Raw genomic sequence first — 16,829 nt, 5'->3', positions numbered from 1 at the left:
TCTTAGACTTCCGCCATTCCGCCGCACGAAGGGCCGGTCGGCGCACAATCCAAGCGGCATGCACTTCCATGGCGCAAGTGCCTCGGTCAGACCTGCCGTCTCTCCGCCATCAGAAACACCGCCAGTAGACAGCACAGCAGGCCAAGGGACAATGGCAGTCCCTGATGTCCAATTAGTTGCATCGCCAGTCCTGTCGCGGGCGAGCCCACGATGCCGCCGATGCCCCATACGAACGCGAAGGCCGCGTTACCAGCGATCAAGGCTTGACCGGTGAAACGCTCGCCGAGTTGGATCAGCGACATGGTGTAGATCCCGAACGAGACCCCGCCCCATACGAAAACGAGCGGCCAGATGAGCCATGAATTGAAGATCGACGGCAGCAGCAGGCAGCCGGCCAGCGAAGCCAGCGCACAGAATAACATGGGCCGCGTCGAGCCGAACCGTTCGGCCACGCGCCCGAGCAAAATCTGCAACACGGCATTGCCTGCGGTGAAACAGGCGATCAGCGAAGCGATGCGCCCCTCGGCGCTGCCGAGCGCGACGCCATAGACCGCAAACAAGGAGATCACGACCTGCTCGAAGACGGCTGCGGCGAAAACCGTGAACAATAGCAGCGGCGCCAGTGCGAAAAAGCCGCCGACCGATATCGCCTTGCCCTCATGCGACATCTTCGGCAGACGCGGCACGACCGCAAGGACGATCAGGCCGCAGAGCGGGAAGGCCACGATGCCGATCAAGAACGGCGGCCAACCCTGCGTGCCGACCAGGCCCAGCGACAGGGGGCCGATGGCGAAGCCACCCGAAACGATCGATGAATAGAGGCCCATGATGCGGCCGCGCCGTGACGCGGGCGTGATCGAGATCAGCCAGGTCTCGCTGATCACGTAAAGCGGATTGACGAAGAAGCCGAGCAGGAAACGCAGCGGCATCCAGGCCCAGACTTCCTGCGTCAAGGCAATCGCGACCAGGGCGAGCGCTGCCAGGATCGAACACAGGATCGCAAGCCGCGCCGCGCCCACGCGCCTCTCCAGCGCCGGAACGAAGGGCGCGGATACGATGAAACCCAGCGGCGTCATCGCCGCCGACAAGCCGATCAGACCTGGTGTCGTTCCCTGCCGCTCCAGAATGAAGCTGAGCAGCGGATAGGTCAGCCCCTGTGCCAGCGCGAACACCGTGACGGTCGCGATGATACCCGCCATCGCAGCCCATGGCATCCGATCCTCTTGCGATGATGTCGTGCTTTCGGCAGTCATTGCGGCATTCGCCTTATGCTTGCCAGAAGGGCTTGGCGATCTCTTCCTCGAACTGCTGTCCCGTCAGACCGATATCGTCGATCAAATGGGGATTGTCCTTCGACATTTGCATAAGCTGCCAGCGAACGCGTTTCCGCTCGCTCCAGGTCGCGACAATGTTTTGCAGCGTCATCAGACTGTAGTGCCGACGCGGCATTTCCGTCGGCACTACGCACGCTCCTGGCCGCGCTGTCTGAGGCGAAACCGACGCAAGAGTATCGTTCATGGCAACCTCCATGTGGGTTTGATGGTCCGAAGGACCGTCGACCTGAAAGAGATTGAATTCTGCAGGATACGAACAGCGTCGTAATTAAGCTCTGGCAAATAGTTCTCAAAACTTCCAAACGGGCTATAGATGCGGCGTATGCAGGAAGAGCGCTTTGCCTTTGGTCCCTTCGTGCTTGATTCCGGTGCGGGAACGCTCCTTCGGAACGATGTCCCCGTTGCCGTTGGCTACCGCGGTCTGAAGCTGCTTGCGGCACTCGTCGCACGGCCCGGCGAAATCCTTGAGAAGGCCGAACTGATGGACGCGGCGTGGCCGGGCACAGCCGTCGAGGAAGGCAACCTCACCGTCCAGATCTCGCAGCTGCGCAAGCTGCTTGGCCCGGCCGCCGATGCCGGTAATGGGGGCAGTGAGTGGATCGCCACGGTTCCGCGCGTCGGCTACCGCTTCACCGGGACCATCGAACAGCTCGGTAGCGCGAAGCGAAAACCTTTGCCGCTGCCCGACAAACCATCGATAGCTGTGCTGCCCTTCGTTAACATCAGCAACGATCCCGAGCAGGAATCCTTCGCGGATGGGTTGACCGAAGACCTGATCACCGACCTGTCCAGGATCTCAGGCCTGTTCGTCATCGCGCGCAACTCGGCCTTTGCCTACAAGGGGAGGGCGATGGATGTGCACGCGATCGCACAGGATCTTGGCGTACGATACCTGCTGGAGGGTAGCGCAAGACACGCTGCGGGGCGTGTGCGCATCAACGCACAGCTGGTCGACGCGGTGAGTGGCGATCATCTATGGGCGGAACGCTTTGATCGCAGCCTGGAAGATATCTTTGCCGTTCAGGACGAGGTCACCGGCATGATCGTGGAGGCGTTACTGGGCCGTCTGCGCGCACCGCCGCAGCGCAATCGGCCTAAAAATCTCGATGCCTACGATCTCTGCGTGCGGGCGCGCAAGCTGATGGATGACACGCCGCAGATGGCGCGGGAAGCGCATCTGATGCTCACGCGCGCGGTTTCGCTCGATCCGGAATATGCCGAGGCCTATCGCTGGCTTGCGATGAACCACTGGATGGGACGGGTGCATTCTGGCGGACCAACCGAAACGTCCCGTAGCGTTGCCTTGGAACTGGCGCGCAAAGCGGTGGCGATCGACCCCAACGATGCCGGCTGCCGCTGGGTTTTGGCTTATCTGCTGGCATATGAGCGCAGCTTCGCCGAAGCAGATGCGGAATTCGCCAAGGCGATCGAGCTCGACCCGAACGAGGCCGATGCCTGGGCGGCATTATCCGACATCGCGGTCTTGGCCGGGCGGGTCGAGGAGGGCCTTGAGCACATTCGCAAGGCGTTCCGGCTGAACCCGTTTCCGGCAAGTTGGTACTATCTCACGCTCGGTCAGGCGCAATATGCGGCCGGCGAATACGAAGCCGCTGTCGAGACCCTGCGCAGGGACGAGACGTATCGCACAAGCTCACGCCGTTTTCTGGCCGCAAGCCTTGCCCAATTGGGGCGGCTCGACGAGGCGCGCGCTGAGGTCGAACTGTTCCTCGTCGGCAACCCTGATTTCACAACCGGCCACTGGGCCGCGACGGAGCCATTCCGCGACGCTGCGACGCTTGAGCATTTCGTCGATGGCTTCCGCAAGGCCGGTCTTCCGGAGTGATGCGCCGTATCATCGAACGCGCCGTCCCATAACGGCGCTTTCGCACTGTTCGTGCAACCTACTCTTCAAAGCGACCCGTGGCATTTCCTCCAAAATCAAGCGGCCGTAATGTTGCAATGAAGCCCGTCGGGGCGTCCACGGGCGGCGAGGGGACGGCCTCAAACCTGCCGGACGATGGTGCCGATCCCATTGACGAGTAGGCGCGCGGCGGTCAGCGCCGACAGGCCGTCAATGTCGGCCGGAGGATAGAGCTCGACAAGATCGAATCCTGCAATCTTGGCCCGTTTGCCGAGGCCCGCGATGAGATCTATCACCTGCGTGTAGGTGAGGCCGCCGGGCGTGCGCGCCGCCACGCCCGGCATGATGCCGGGGTCGAGGCCGTCGCAGTCGAGCGTGACGACAACCCGCGCTCCTTCCGGAATATGCCGGAGTGCGGCTTCGATGCCCTGGGCGTGAACCTCGCGGGCAGTCACGAAGCGGCTGCCATAGCGCCGCGCTGCTTCGATTTCGGTGAGGCGCGCGCTGCCGACACTACGGAGTCCGACCTGCACGATGCCGGCAACATGCGGCATCTCGCTCACCCGACGCATCGGGCTTGAATACCCGTAGCGTTCGCCATGCAACTCGTCGCGCCAGTCGATATGAGCGTCGATCTGCAGGATCCAGACCGGCCCGTGATCGGCAAAGCCGGCGAGAAAGGGAATGGGCACGGAATCGTCGCCGCCGAGCAGGATTGGTACGGCTTGCGATGCCAGGACTTCGCACGTCTTCGCCTCGATCCGCGCCCGGTTGCCGGCATTGTCGTGCATGGTGGTCGGAATATCGCCGGCATCGATGCAGCAGACCGACTTACCGTCGAACAGCGGGCCGCCGAGGTCGAAATCCCAGTGTTCGACGAGCTCGGCATCTTCCTGGCTCGCAGCGCGGACGGCGTCGGCGGCCAAGGCATAGCCGCTGCTGTCCTTGCCGGGATATGTACTGCCGTGACCGGCTCCGAAGATCACCACACGAGGCAGGCAGCCATCGGCGAGGCGATCGGGAAAGCCGAGAAAGCGAGGCGAGGCGGTCATTCCTGATGGCCTTGATGAATCAGAGAGTCTCTTGGTATCAGGTTGGCGAAGCCCTGTGGAGCGAAACGCGCCGATCTAGCCGTCCTCAAGGCCACATCGGAAAGTCGCATAAGATAGATTATGGAACTGAACGACATTGCGGTCAGGCCAAATTCCATAAAATTGTCAATGGCTTGCCCCTACTTCAGCGGAGCCGACGCCGGCCGCTTAGAGGCTACGCGTCAGGACTTCAGGCTGCGAGCGTCGCCACGACAGCCCGCGCGGCCTTGCGTGTGGCTCGGCGGCAAACAAGGTGTGTCGTGAGCGCCGGCCGCTGACAGACGCGATCGAAACACGATAGATGCTGCCAGCCATCAAAAATCGTTCCTATCATGCTGATTTAAAAGGTATTTCTATCGTCATGCCATCATGGGCTGGCTCGACATCGGCTGGCGTCTCGGCCATCACGGTGGCGTAGTCGAGCGGCACATGCATATGCGTCAGCACGGCCGTTTTCGGCGCCAGTTTTTCGATCCAGCCGAGCGCTTGGCCGAGCGACAGATGGCTCGGGTGCGTCCTGTATTGCAGCGCGTCGATGACCAGCACGTCCAGATCGCGCAGCCGTTCGGCGGTAGCGTCCGGGAAATCACTGATATCGGGGCAATAGGCGAGCCCGCCGATGCGAAAACCAAGCGATATGATGTCGCCATGGATCTGCGGCAGCGGCTCGAGGGTGAGGGCACCCCCCTCGCCCTCGATCACCACCGGCCTGGCGTGATCGATAATATGGGGCTCGACGATGGGCGGATAGGAACTGCCTAGCGGTGTTTCGAAACAATAGCCGAACGCTTCCCGCAACCGCAGCATGGTGGGCTGGTCGGCGTGGATATCGATCAGATGACGCTGCTCGAGCACGAAGCCACGCAAATCGTCGATGCCGTGGATATGGTCGGCATGCGGATGCGTATAGACGACCGCATCGATGCGCCTGACCGATGCCAGCAGCATCTGCTCGCGGAAATCCGGCCCGGTATCGATGACGACTGTGGTTCTGTCGCCGTTCGCCGCGATCCGCTCGACGAGCGCTGCGGTGCGCATGCGCCGGTTCCTCGGATTGGCCGGGTCGCAATTGCCCCAGTCGCCAGTGATGCGCGGCGTGCCCGGCGATGAGCCGCAGCCGAGAATGGTGAGGCGTAGCCGGTCGCTCATGCGTCAGGTGCTCGGCGGGCTTGGGCGCGGCATCTTCCTGAACAGCCGGAAGAAATTGTCCGTGGTGACGGCAGCGATCTCAGCCTCGCTGATCCCGACCGTTTCGGCCAGCACCTTGGCTGTATGCGCGACATAGGCAGGCTCGTTGCGCTTGCCGCGGAACGGTATCGGCGCCAGATATGGCGCATCGGTTTCGACCAGCAGGCGGTCGTGTGGCACGTCGGCGGCGATGGCGCGCAGCTCGGTCGAATTCTTGAAGGTCAGGATGCCTGAAAAGGAAACGTAGCCGCCGAGCGCCACGCCGACTTCGGCCAGCCTGCGCCCGGACGAAAAACAGTGCAGGATGAAGGGGAAGGCGCCCTTCCCTGTTTCGTCCTCGAGGATATCAGCCATGTCGCTGTCGGCGTCGCGCGAATGGATGACCAGAGGCAGGCCCGTTTGACGCGCGGCGGCAATATGGGTGCGAAAACCCTGCGCCTGGGCATCGCGCGGCGCATGGTCGTAGAAGTAATCGAGCCCAGCTTCGCCGATCGCCACCACTTTGGAATGAGCGGACAGCCCGACAAGCTCCTCGACGGTCACGTCCAGCTCTTCGGCGGCGTTGTGCGGATGGGTGCCGACAGAGCAATATACCTCGTCAAAAGATTCAGCGATTTCAAGCACTTGTTGGAATCGCTTCACGCGCGTCGAGATTGTCACCATGCGACCGATTCCAGCGGCTGAGGCGCGGTTGACGATGGCCGCCCGCTCGTCTGCGAAATCCGGAAAGTCGAGATGGCAGTGACTGTCGACCAGCATCAGATGTTCGCGTCCGGCTGCTCGACATAGCGTGGAAACACCGGTTCCGGCGCCGGCAGAGCAGTGCCTGAAACCAGCGCGTGAGCCTCGGCGACATGCGCGAAATCGCGGCTGTCCGCCGGCACCGCCAGCAGGTCGAGCAGCTTCGCCGCCGAGGTCGGGACGACGGGCTGGCAAAGGATCGCGACGCGCCGGATCACCTCGGCCGTCGTCCACAGCACCGTTTCCATTCGCGCGGGATCGGTCTTCTTCAGCGCCCACGGCTCCTGCCCCGCGAAATAGCGGTTGGCTTCGGCCACGACGCCAAAGATCGCCGCCAGCGCCAGATGGATGCCCTGTTCGGCCATCGTCCTGCGCGCGGTGACAAGGGCGGCACTTGCCTGATCGAGGATCGCCTTGTCGGCATCGCTCAATTCGCCGCGTTTCGGCACCACGCCGCCGCAGTTCTTGGCGATCATCGACAGCGAGCGCTGCGCCAGATTGCCGAGATCGTTGGCAAGGTCGGCATTGGTGCGGTTCACGATGGCATCGTGGCTATAGCTGCCGTCCTGGCCGAACGGCACTTCGCGCATGAAGAAATAGCGCACTTGGTCGAGGCCGTAATGCTCGATCATCGCGAACGGATCGACGACATTGCCGACCGACTTCGACATTTTCTCGCCGCGGTTGAACAGAAAGCCATGCGCAAACACGCGCTTCGGCAGCTCGATCCCCGCCGACAGCAGGAAGGCCGGCCAGTAGACGGCGTGGAAGCGGACGATGTCCTTGCCGATGACGTGGACGTTTGCCGGCCAGAAGGACCATCTCTCATTGGCTCTATCCGGAAAACCGGCAGCGGTGATGTAGTTGGTCAGCGCGTCGACCCAGACATACATCACATGCTTGTCGTCGCCCGGCACCGGTACGCCCCATTTGAACGTGGTGCGCGAGATCGATAGGTCCTTCAGCCCTGATTTGACGAAGCTGACGATTTCGTTGCGCCGCTCCACTGGGCCGACGAATTCGGGGTTGCTCTCATAGAGCGCGAGCAACCTGTCCTGATAGGTGGAAAGCCGGAAGAAATAGCTCTCTTCCTCGGTCCATTCGACTGGCGAGCCGAGTGGTTCGCGGCGCACGCCGTCGTCGCCGACCTTGGTTTCGGCCTCGTCGAAATAGGCTTCCTGCCGCACCGAATACCAGCCGCTATAACGGTCGAGGTAGATGTCGCCATTCTCCGCCATGCGCGTCCAGATCGCCTGGCAGGCCTTGTAGTGGCGCTCTTCGGTGGTGCGGATGAAGACGTCGTTCGAACAGCCGGTCGCTTCGAGCATCGAGCGGAAGATCGCCGAATTGCGATCGGCAAGCGCTTTTGGCGTCAGGCCTTCGGCGTCCGCCGTCTGCTGCATCTTCAAGCCGTGCTCGTCGGTTCCCGAGACGAAGAAAACGTCTTTGCCGTCGAGCCGGTGGAAGCGGGCCAGCGTGTCGCTGGCGATGACATTGTAGGCATGGCCGATATGGGGCTTGCCGTTCGGATAGAAAATCGGCGTCGTTAGGTAGTATTTTTCGCGTGCCATGGATGAGCCGTCATGAATGTCTGAATGAAGATGTAGCGGTGAGATATCGCATCGAAACGGCGATTGCCATCCCGATGGGCCGTCACATTCGCATTGCAGAATTCAGGCGGTCGATCATGGTCAGGGCGTGCTGCTTCTTGTCGAGATTGTAGGTGTCGGTCTCAGATATAGCGTTCAGCGCCTCGTGCCAAGTATCCGACAGTGTTTTCGCCCGCGCCAGGTCGCCCGCCAGCGCGGCCTGACTTGCGCCGGTCGAGAGCAGGTCGAGCGCACGGCGATTGAAGATATCGAACTGGATCGCCTGATCGCGACCGGCGACTGCCTCCGCGAGGCGATAGGCGCCGGCAACATCGCTCTTTCGTGCTGTCGCCAGGGCATCGAGCGTCTCGGCGATTTCCAACCCGCCATACTGCGTCAGCAGGATTGCGGTGCGTGCGCTGCCCCCTGCCCGCTTGGCCAGTGCCGCGCGCGCCGCGGGGTCGTCCGGCGGCGGTGGTTCGACGTTCTCCAGAACCGCCATAAGGCTCTCGGCATCGAGCGGTGTCAGCCGCACCATCTGGCAGCGCGACCGGATCGTCGGCAGCAGGCTGCCCGGTGCATGGACGATGAGGATGAACAGTGTTCGCGCCGGTGGTTCTTCAAGATTCTTCAACAAGGCATTGGCCGCATTGACATTCATGTCGTCGGCCGGATCGACGATCACTACCCGGTAGCTGCCGTCATGCGAGGTCAGCGACAGGAAGCGGCTGACCTTGCGGATCTCGTCGACGGTGACGACTGTCTTGAAGCTTTTCGTTTTGTCGTTCGGCGGGCGGGTCAGATGCAGCACCGAAGGATGCGCGCCGGTGGCGATCTGCCGAAACAGCGATGATGCCGGATCGGGAACGGCGAGAATGTCCGGCGCCTGCTCGAACGCCGGATGCTTCAACAGATGATGCGCCAGATGAAAGGCGAGCGTCGCCTTGCCGATACCGACCGGTCCGACAAAGATCAGCGCATGCGGCAGCTTCCCGGAGCGATATGCCGACGCCAGCATGTTCGCCACTTGGCCATGCCCGACCAGTCGCGGGGTCTCGGAAGGCTCCGGTACGCCGTCGAGCGTGTCGTGCTGTTCTGGTGCAATCCGTTCGAAAATCATGCCGGCGACACCTGTTTCCTGTGCACCGGCGTCATCGTCTCCAAGGCGGCGAAAACGGTGGCGGTGACGACATTCTCCACCGCGTCGGGGTCGGCGGACGCATCGACGACGATGCAGCGCTCGGGCTCCGCCGCGGCGATCGCCAGAAAGGCTTCGCGGCGACGCTGATGGATATCGAGCGTTTCCTTTTCGAAGCGATCGGCGCCGGCATCGGTACCCCGCCGTACCGTGGCGCGCCGCAGTCCTTCGGCGGGATCGATATCGAAGATCAGCGTCATGTCAGGCACCATGCCGTTGATGGCGACCTTTTCCAGCGCCTCCATAAACGCCGGGTCGAGACCGCCGGTGACGCCTTGGTAGACGCGTGAGGAGTCGAGGAAGCGATCACAAAGCACGATCGAGCCGCGCTCGACCGCCGGCCGAATGACCTGCTCGACATGGTCGGAACGCGCGGCGGCGAAAAGCAGCGCCTCCATCTTGGGGCCGAACGGTTCGGCCGCACCCGAAAGCAGGACATGCCTGACCGCCTCCGCGCCGGGCGAGCCGCCTGGCTCACGCGTGACAAGGACATCGTATTTCTTGGCGCGCATCTTGCTGGCCAGCCGCGAGATCTGCGTCGACTTGCCTGCCCCTTCCCCGCCTTCGAAGGTGATGAAAAATCCGCGCGCCAATCAAAAAGCCTTCTTCCATACTGCGGGAACCGTCTTAGTCCCGGTCAGAAAAAAGGTCCACCACGACGGGCTAACGCAGCCAGCCGACGGCCAGTTCCTTGACGGCATCAAGCGCGCGTTGCCGCAACGAGCCCACGCCAACCGACTCGGCAGCGAAAAGCGGCGTCTCCTGGCTCAGTGTGTCCCCGATCCAGACCTGCAGTGCGCCCACCGGCTGCCCTTCTTCCACGGGTGCTGCAACGGGACCGTCATAGACGATCTTGGCGGTCAGCTTGTCGCGGTTGGCGATGGGCAGGAAGATGTTCACCGGCCCCTTTGCCTTCAGCGCCACGCCGGATTTCGCACCGCCGAAAACCTGGGCCTCACCGACGGCTTCGTCCTTGGCGAAAATCTCGGTCTTCTGGAAGGCGCGAACGCCCCACTCGAGCAGCTTTCGTGCCTCCTCGGCGCGCTCGCGGTCGCTTGCCAGTCCGCTCATCGCCGCGACGATGCGTGTGCCATCGTGACTGATCGAGCCGACGATGCCGAAGCCGGACACCTCGCTCATGCCGACCGCCAGGCCATCGGCACCGATATCCATCGCCAGCAGCGGATTGCGGTTCCGTTGGGTAATCTTGTTCCAGGTGAAGTCCGTCTGACCATAGTAGCGATAGAGATCCGGGTACTCGCGCCAGATATGCAGGGCCAGAAGCGCAAGCTCACGAACCGTCGTTTGCTGACCGTCGGCCGGCAGACCGGTTGAATTGAGGAATGTCGATTTCTCCAGACCAATCCGCCTCGCCCGGTCGATCATCTTAGTTGCGAAATTCGCCTCCGATCCGGCGAAGCCTTCGGCGATGATGATGCAGCCGTCATTGGCCGCCTGGACCGTCACGCCCTGGATCAAGTCTTCGAGCCGGATCGTCGATTTGAGCTTGGCAAACATGGTCGATGTTCCGGATGGCGCGCCGCCCGTGCGCCATGCGTTCTCACTCACCACGAAAGTGTCATCGAGCGTCACGCGCCCTGATTTGATGGCGTCAAAAACCACTTCCATCGTCATCAGCTTGGCCAGTGACGCCGGCGGCATTGGCTTGTCGGCGTCCTTGGAAAACAGCACCGTTCCGGTTTCGGCATCGATCATGAAGGCCCGCGTGGCCTTGGTCTCGAAAAGCTGCGCCGCGGCCGGCGCCAGCGAAAGCAGCAGGAGGCCAAAACCCAGGAGCCCGGCGACGGGCGCGGCGAAGCGAGATTTCATCAGAGGGTCGACCTGTCAGCCGGCATTTCTGGGCAAGCTCTACAAGCTATCAGGCTTTGTCCCGGCCGATCAACCGCGCCATGGATGACTAGAGCGGTTCATCGTTTCACGGAAATGCCGAACCGCTCTATCTCTTTGTTTTTCCTCATGGAAAGCGCTACGCGCTTTTCAGTTCCGAACCACGAACGCGTCCGGCGCGCCATGCGACCAAGCCGCCTGCAGCATCTCGTCCAGGCTGCCATGGCCGTCCGGGTAGAGATTGACCGAATACCAGTCCTTGCCCTCGAATTCGGAGCGCTGGATTTCGGTCTTGCCGAAGCCGGAAAGCTGGGCTGCCACGCGGTTCGCCTCGGCGGCATCGTCGAACGAGCCCGCCGCGACATAGTCCGTCGGTGATCCCCCTGAAGGCGCTTGCCGCTTCCACGATTGAAGAATTTCGGCGGGCGACATGCCGGTGCCATCCAGCGCTGCAAAGACATTGGAGCCGCGCTGCACGCGTTCGTCCGCGTAAGACAGCGACGCCACGGTGAACGGCGATTGCGCCGGCAGATTGATCTCCGGGCGTTCCGGCACGATCGGCCCGAAATCGGGCAGCGTCACAGTGCCAGCAGCCGACGTCTGCGCCGACGTGACAGGTTGTGCTGATGCGGAATTCGTCAACTGACCGGGAAATGGAGCAGCGGCAGCGCCCAACGCCGTGCTCGGCGACGGTCCGTTCATGGCGATCATGACGCCGGTGGGCAAGCCGTCCGACGGATCCGGCGCCCTGTTGCCGGGATTGTAGGAGGCCATCAGATACTGGTCGTCCTTGCCGTCGAGCGGCGCGCGGCCGACATATTCGACCTTCACCTTAGCCGTGCCGCTGTTGGCATAGTCGAGCATTTCGGCGGCGCGCTTCGACACATCGATGATACGCCCGTCATGGTAAGGGCCGCGGTCGTTGACGCGCACGATGACCGAACTGCCGGTCTTCATGTTGGTGACCCTGGCATAGCTCGGCAGCGGCATGGTCGGATGCGCGCCGGTCAGGTGGGTCATGTCGTAGACTTCGCCGTTGGCGGTCAGCCGACCGTGGAAGGCGTCGCCATACCAGGAGGCGAGACCCACCTTGGCGTAGCGCTTGTCTTCCTTCGGATAATACCACTTGCCGCGCACCTGATAGGGCTTGCCCAGCTGGTCGCGTCCGCCGCCGCGCTGCAGGCCGGACTTCTTGAAGGTAACGCGCGGGCTGGCCTTTACGCCATATTCGGATTCGGCAAAATATTCCTTGGAGCGGGGCTTCGTGTTGACCATTGCCTTCGGCTGTGGCGGGGCGGCGCAAGCCGCCAGCAAGGCGGCCGACAGGGCAAACAACGTGAAAGCGCAAGCGCGACGAAGATGCGGGCGCGCCGTGCTCTGCATGTTTCGATTGTCCCCTCTTAACAGGCACCGCAACTTGACTGTCGGCAGGGCTAAACCCCTCGACAAATGCTAGCGCCACCCTGATTCGCTATTCCTTTTGCGCAGGAATTGTTTATCAGCCTATTAACCGATTATGGTCGGAACCGGGCGAGATTGTGGCACAAACGGTCCCAGGCGATCGCTGTGAAAAACCGCTGCTTTTCGATCATCGGCGCAGCGCTGTTCGTCCTGCTTCCGCCCCGCGGTCAATCGTCCATGCTCTGCCCTTGGCTGGAAGAGGCCGCGGCTGGTTGACAGGACTTCGTCGGGCGCACTAGAGCAGTGAAGCGAGAATGATCTCCGGGCGGCGCAGCAGCGCCAACAGGTACGAGTTGAGATCAGGACGAGCATCCAAGTGGTTGAAAAATCACGATGGAGGGATGGCCGAGCGGTTTAAGGCACCGGTCTTGAAAACCGGCGTGGGTGCAAGCCCACCGTGGGTTCGAATCCCACTCCCTCCGCCAGATGCCGTTGAGCGCATCGCCGACATGTCGCGCGCGGATCTGCGACCCCGGTCACTGTATCCGCCATCACACTCGCTGCTCATCATGACGAACAGTGTTCGTTCGAATGATGCTTTTCCGTTGCCTTGAGCGCAAGCTTTTGATCAGCCAGCACAGCGCCTCCTCTAAGCCCGCTGGTGGTCAAGGCCCGGCGGCCTGCTGATGGTCACCCCCCCGATGGGGCTGCCGGGCCGCTTGAACTTGCGCCTACGGTCCATTTTCTGCGACCACTCATTGTGTCGCGTGGACACAGTAATTCCCCTTTTAAAGGCGTCGAGATGCTCCGAGTGCCGCAAAGTCAGTTCCTAAAACCTGAAGATCGGGCGATCTGCCAGCGGGTGGTCGACCAGATAGCCGCCGACGCTAAATGGTACAGCACCTCGATAGACGGTCAGATTCTGGCCTCGACCACACTGGCTCTCTTTCAATCCGGGGTCGTCAATGAAACGAATTTGCTGGCACATGTTCGCGCGCGCCGCCACGATTTTACTAAGCTGACCGACTAGCCGCTATTCTCCAAAGCTGGAAATCTCCGAATCCTGAACCGGTTTCGGCTCACCGACTGGGTCAAGCCCGGCAAGGCGGATGAGGTAAACTTGCGTTACCTGCGATCAAATTCGAACCCAAGCGGTTTGAGTTTGATCGCAACTGCAGGAATAGAGAAGGACCGTCTGGCGAACGTCCAGGACCGGAGCACGAAAGCCACCTGACGCGATGACCACGACGACTGAAGACATATATCGGCCGCTGGCGTTAACGGCGCGGTTGATTATCCAGTGCTGGCCCCAACTATTGCTTGTCGGCTGCCTTGGTGTGATCGCTCGTGATCTGCTGCTTCAGGGCGCCGTGACGATCGGCCTCCAATTCCCACTAGGCGGTATGGTCATGCTATCGCTGGTGATTCTCGCCAAGCTGACGGTATTGGTCATGATGTTCGTGGTGCTCCGGCCGCACATGCCGGCGGTGGCGGCACTGAGACAAAAAGCAAAAAAGGGAGCGGACGAAAACAAGCGCGAGCCAATCCTGGCGATTACCGCGGCCGCGATCCTGCCGTTCTTCGCCTACTATGCCGCATGGGGTTTTCTCGGCGACACGGTCCGCGAGTATTCGCGCATGGCGCTGGCCCAAGCCGAACTCGGCAAGAGCGTCGACATCTTCGCCATTCTGCAGTCGAGCGGCGTGGTACTGTCGATCGTCGTTTGCTGGCTGGTGCGTTTTGCCGCCAAGCGGCTGAATACGCGCGCCTCTCACCCCTACTGGCGGCTGCTGATCGTGGCGACGGACGCAACTTGGGTCTTCATCGGTCTCTACGCGCTCGGCGAATGGAAAGACCAGTTCATCCGCTGGCTTGGCGCAGGCGCCGCGCTGCAACAGCTCAGCCTCGATTTGCTTGCGCCGGTAAGTCAAGCGGTTGCGGCCGGCCAGTTCGTTCCCGTGGAATTCCGGCAGCGTCCCTTCGGAGAGCAGCTTCAGAATCTTTTCTTTTTCGCATTGCTGCCGATTGTCTGGCTGGTGATGACGGCAATCATCAACGGCTATGAGCTTTCCGCGCCGGCCGCTTCCGCTCCTGCGCCATCGCGCACGATGTCCTGGCAGAAGTGGCTGAAGGATTTCGCGACCCATTTCGTTGGCGGCTATCGCAGCCGCTACTCGCCGGTTTGGACTTGCCTCAAGCTGACGCTCAGTGCCGGCCTCGCGACGCTTGTCACCTTCGTCATCGCCTATCAGGCCATCTCGTGGGCCGGCGCCTGGATGTGGTATGGCCTGACAAGGCTGATCGGAGCGCATGATCTCGCAACCTGGCAGATCTTCGCCGACACGATCAGCCTGTTCATCGGCAGCCCAAGCGACCTCGACGGGGGAATCCTGCTCGACGCGGTCCGGGTCGCGCTGCTTGCAGCCGTGCTTGAGACTGCAGTCGCCATGGCTGGCGAAGCGAACGCCCTCAGGTCCGCGGTTCGTTGACGCTGAGATAATTCGGCAGCGCCGAATAGAGGCCGATCGACAGTGTGAGGCTGCTTGCCGCAGGCGGGATCGAAAAGCTGGCAGCCATCCGTGCCGGTTTGCCGGGTTCCGCCGCCGCGAATGCGCTGCCGCCACACAGAGACCGTTGCTGGGCCTCCGGATATTGCTTCCTGACCACCGGATCGGCAAACAGGGTTGGCTGCCATTCGCGACCGCTCCCATCGGAAAGCCGCACCTGGCATGGAACGGCACCGAGCGCCTTCGGGTCGTCAGGGAGAGCCTCGAATTCGGCAAGGACGACGGCGTTTCCCTTGCTGCCTGCCAGCCTGGTGAAGCGCGTCACGGTCCAGCTTGCGCCGGCATAGTCGATCGGCTGCCCCAAGCTCGCAGAGACCGGCTGACGCACATGTTGGGAGCGCCAGTCCTTGATGCTTCCCCACGTTTGCGCGGCGAGCGCGGCGGGCAGCGCAACCACGAGCGCCATCATGCTCAGCCAGTAGCGTCGCCGCGTTGACATCACCTTTGCGGGAGAACTGTCCATGGTGGTCCTTCCTGGTTGCGGCGGATGGCGATCGCGGGCTCGATGTCCTTGCCGGAAACGTTCGTGGCGATGCGGATCTCATCGTCGAGCGGCAGCAATTTTGTGCGTGCAACCACCACGGTCCCGCCGGCGACGGCGTCCTCCGGCACCTCGAACACCAGAAGGATACGGCGTGGCAGGCCGGGCTGGTAGGCACTACCCGGCATCATTTCGATCGTCGCCGGCACTCGGTCGGTCAGAACATAACGGACGCCGCTGCCGCTCAGCCACTCGCCTGAAGTGAGACCCAAGGTCTCGAATTTCGCCTCGGCTTCGCCTTCGACCACAACCCATACGCCGGAACTCGTGTAGGTCTTTGACTTCCCGAAGGTCTCGACGTTGAGAACCCGCGCCACCCTGGCGCTATCCACCGAAAGCGCAAACGCGCGAGCCTCCACACGCTTGTTCATGCCGCCCGAAGAGACGATCGGCGATGTAATGTCGCTGTAGAGCGGACGCGTATGCTGTATGCCGTAGAGCACGGCGGCAGCGAGCAGCAGCGCAAGCACCGAACGCACCACGCGCATCATGGCGCCTTCCCCACCGGCAGATCGACCGTCGCAACGGGATCGCGGTCGTACCACCCACTTGCGCCGTAGAGATTGTCGCGCAGCTTGTAGATCTGGCCGGTGACGGTGATCGTCACCTTGTCCGGCACGGGCACACCGGCCGGCCACTCCCAAGCCATCGTCGCGCGTTCCGGCATGTTGGGGTTGAAATATCCCGCCAGATACTTGTCGCGATCGAGATAAACCGTTGGCATTGGCAGCCTTTGCGCCGGAGCGTTGAGCGTGACGGCGCGGTAGAGCACGTTGTTTGGGGTCGCGGAACGGTTCACCACGTCCAGGTCCACCATCAGAAGCTGCACAGGCTGCGATGGGGGAACGCCTGTCGGCGGCACGGTTCCGACACGTGCCGTTCGCAAGGTGACGAACCAGCGACCGGTATCGATCTGCTGGCCCGCTTGCACAACAGGCACCGTTGGCGGATGGGCAGCTTCGTAGAGCGTCATCGAAAACGAGATTGCCGATGCGGCCAGTCCACCCAGACCAGCGATCAAAAAAGCGTACAGTCTTTGCCGTATTGTCGTTCGTGTCAGTTCCGTCATGCGCGGCGCGGTATGTGATGGTTCTCAGGCCAGCCTTATACGATGCGAGCCACGCCATCGGACAATAATTGTTACATCGTTAAACAGCAGCGCTTGCCCCTTTGACTAGGTTCAGCGCCGCTATAACCACCCGCGCAAATGGAAGCGGCCGCCCGGGAAAGAAATAGGCGGGCATGACGATCTTCCCGCCGGCCTCCTCGACGCGGCGCTGGGTCTCCTAAGGTTCTCGGCGTGCCTCGTCCCGTTTTGGCACGATCGGATTGGCATCTAAATTGCAAATTGAGACTCGCCCCGAGTTGGGGCCGAAATCGGTCTGGTACATTCGAAGCGGGGCTCGCTGATTGATTGGGGGGGAAACTTCTTCGGTCACTATGTGAGCGCCTTCATATCAGTTTCACATA

General features: G+C 61.9%; 16 protein-coding genes and 1 tRNA gene. 4 read left to right on the top strand and 13 right to left on the bottom strand.

Going from position 1 to position 16,829, the window contains the following annotated elements; genetic code table 11:
- Window positions 1–86: 86 nt before the first annotated feature.
- Both NKH73_RS08505 and NKH73_RS08500 read right to left on the bottom strand, forming a co-directional pair.
- A complete protein-coding gene (locus NKH73_RS08505) occupies window positions 87–1,253 on the bottom strand; it encodes an MFS transporter (protein WP_352930291.1) in 1,167 nt (388 codons plus the stop codon).
- 13 nt (window positions 1,254–1,266) lie between these two features.
- A complete protein-coding gene (locus tag NKH73_RS08500; RefSeq protein WP_352930289.1) occupies window positions 1,267–1,518 on the bottom strand; it encodes a DUF1127 domain-containing protein in 252 nt (83 codons plus the stop codon).
- A gap of 129 nt (window positions 1,519–1,647) precedes the next feature.
- On the opposite strand from NKH73_RS08500, the gene NKH73_RS08495 reads away from it, so the two are divergent.
- Window positions 1,648–3,177, top strand: a complete 1,530-nt coding sequence (locus tag NKH73_RS08495) for a winged helix-turn-helix domain-containing tetratricopeptide repeat protein (RefSeq protein WP_352930287.1) — start codon at window positions 1,648–1,650, stop codon at window positions 3,175–3,177.
- 158 nt (window positions 3,178–3,335) lie between these two features.
- Here NKH73_RS08495 and NKH73_RS08490 read toward each other — a convergent pair whose 3' ends face one another.
- From NKH73_RS08490 to NKH73_RS08455, 8 genes are all read right to left on the bottom strand, one after another.
- Complete coding sequence (locus NKH73_RS08490; protein WP_352930285.1) at window positions 3,336–4,247, bottom strand: agmatinase; 912 nt, start codon at window positions 4,245–4,247, stop codon at window positions 3,336–3,338.
- Between the two features lie 369 nt (window positions 4,248–4,616).
- On the bottom strand, window positions 4,617–5,435 hold the full coding sequence (locus tag NKH73_RS08485; RefSeq protein WP_352930283.1) for an MBL fold metallo-hydrolase: 819 nt from the start codon (window positions 5,433–5,435) through the stop codon (window positions 4,617–4,619).
- 3 nt (window positions 5,436–5,438) lie between these two features.
- Window positions 5,439–6,233 (bottom strand): TatD family hydrolase, encoded by a 795-nt coding sequence (locus NKH73_RS08480; RefSeq protein WP_352930281.1) that lies wholly within the window; start codon window positions 6,231–6,233, stop codon window positions 5,439–5,441.
- Window positions 6,233–7,786, bottom strand: a complete 1,554-nt coding sequence (gene metG, locus NKH73_RS08475) for a methionine--tRNA ligase (protein WP_352930279.1) — start codon at window positions 7,784–7,786, stop codon at window positions 6,233–6,235. Before metG ends, NKH73_RS08480 begins: the two co-directional genes overlap by 1 nt.
- Before the next feature lie 82 nt (window positions 7,787–7,868).
- A complete protein-coding gene (locus tag NKH73_RS08470) occupies window positions 7,869–8,924 on the bottom strand; it encodes a DNA polymerase III subunit delta' (protein WP_352930277.1) in 1,056 nt (351 codons plus the stop codon).
- Window positions 8,921–9,595 (bottom strand): dTMP kinase, encoded by a 675-nt coding sequence (tmk, locus tag NKH73_RS08465; RefSeq protein WP_352930275.1) that lies wholly within the window; start codon window positions 9,593–9,595, stop codon window positions 8,921–8,923. The genes NKH73_RS08470 and tmk overlap by 4 nt, the downstream gene beginning before the upstream one ends.
- Before the next feature lie 70 nt (window positions 9,596–9,665).
- Window positions 9,666–10,832 carry a D-alanyl-D-alanine carboxypeptidase family protein gene (locus NKH73_RS08460; RefSeq protein ID WP_352930273.1) on the bottom strand — a complete coding sequence of 389 codons (1,167 nt, stop codon included), beginning with the start codon at window positions 10,830–10,832 and terminating at the stop codon, window positions 9,666–9,668.
- 168 nt (window positions 10,833–11,000) lie between these two features.
- The gene (locus NKH73_RS08455) at window positions 11,001–12,233 is read right to left on the bottom strand and encodes a septal ring lytic transglycosylase RlpA family protein (RefSeq protein ID WP_352930271.1); all 1,233 of its coding nucleotides are present in this window, start codon (window positions 12,231–12,233) and stop codon (window positions 11,001–11,003) included.
- 413 nt (window positions 12,234–12,646) lie between these two features.
- Here NKH73_RS08455 and NKH73_RS08450 point away from each other — a divergent pair.
- The 3 genes from NKH73_RS08450 to NKH73_RS08440 all read left to right on the top strand — a co-directional run bounded on the left by NKH73_RS08450 (window position 12,647) and on the right by NKH73_RS08440 (window position 14,740).
- Window positions 12,647–12,736 (top strand) — tRNA-Ser (locus tag NKH73_RS08450).
- A 317-nt stretch (window positions 12,737–13,053) separates the two neighbouring features.
- Window positions 13,054–13,281 (top strand): hypothetical protein, encoded by a 228-nt coding sequence (locus NKH73_RS08445; RefSeq protein WP_352930269.1) that lies wholly within the window; start codon window positions 13,054–13,056, stop codon window positions 13,279–13,281.
- Between the two features lie 208 nt (window positions 13,282–13,489).
- A complete protein-coding gene (locus NKH73_RS08440) occupies window positions 13,490–14,740 on the top strand; it encodes a hypothetical protein (protein WP_352930268.1) in 1,251 nt (416 codons plus the stop codon).
- Here NKH73_RS08440 and NKH73_RS08435 read toward each other — a convergent pair.
- The 3 genes from NKH73_RS08435 to NKH73_RS08425 are packed head-to-tail and all read right to left on the bottom strand — an operon-like array spanning window position 14,721 to window position 16,332.
- Entirely contained in the window at window positions 14,721–15,281 is a 561-nt protein-coding gene (locus NKH73_RS08435; protein WP_352930266.1) for a hypothetical protein, read from the bottom strand. The genes NKH73_RS08440 and NKH73_RS08435 overlap by 20 nt on opposite strands.
- A complete protein-coding gene (locus tag NKH73_RS08430) occupies window positions 15,257–15,850 on the bottom strand; it encodes a hypothetical protein (RefSeq protein ID WP_352930264.1) in 594 nt (197 codons plus the stop codon). Before NKH73_RS08430 ends, NKH73_RS08435 begins: the two co-directional genes overlap by 25 nt.
- Window positions 15,847–16,332 (bottom strand): hypothetical protein, encoded by a 486-nt coding sequence (locus NKH73_RS08425; protein WP_352930262.1) that lies wholly within the window; start codon window positions 16,330–16,332, stop codon window positions 15,847–15,849. Before NKH73_RS08425 ends, NKH73_RS08430 begins: the two co-directional genes overlap by 4 nt.
- Between the last annotated feature and the right edge of the window lie 497 nt (window positions 16,333–16,829).

The organism is Mesorhizobium sp. M0938, assembly GCF_040319125.1.
Classification (GTDB): Bacteria; Pseudomonadota; Alphaproteobacteria; order Rhizobiales; family Rhizobiaceae; genus Mesorhizobium; species Mesorhizobium robiniae.
Note: the sequence above shows the minus strand (reverse complement) of the source record. Positions and strands in the feature narration are given on the sequence as shown.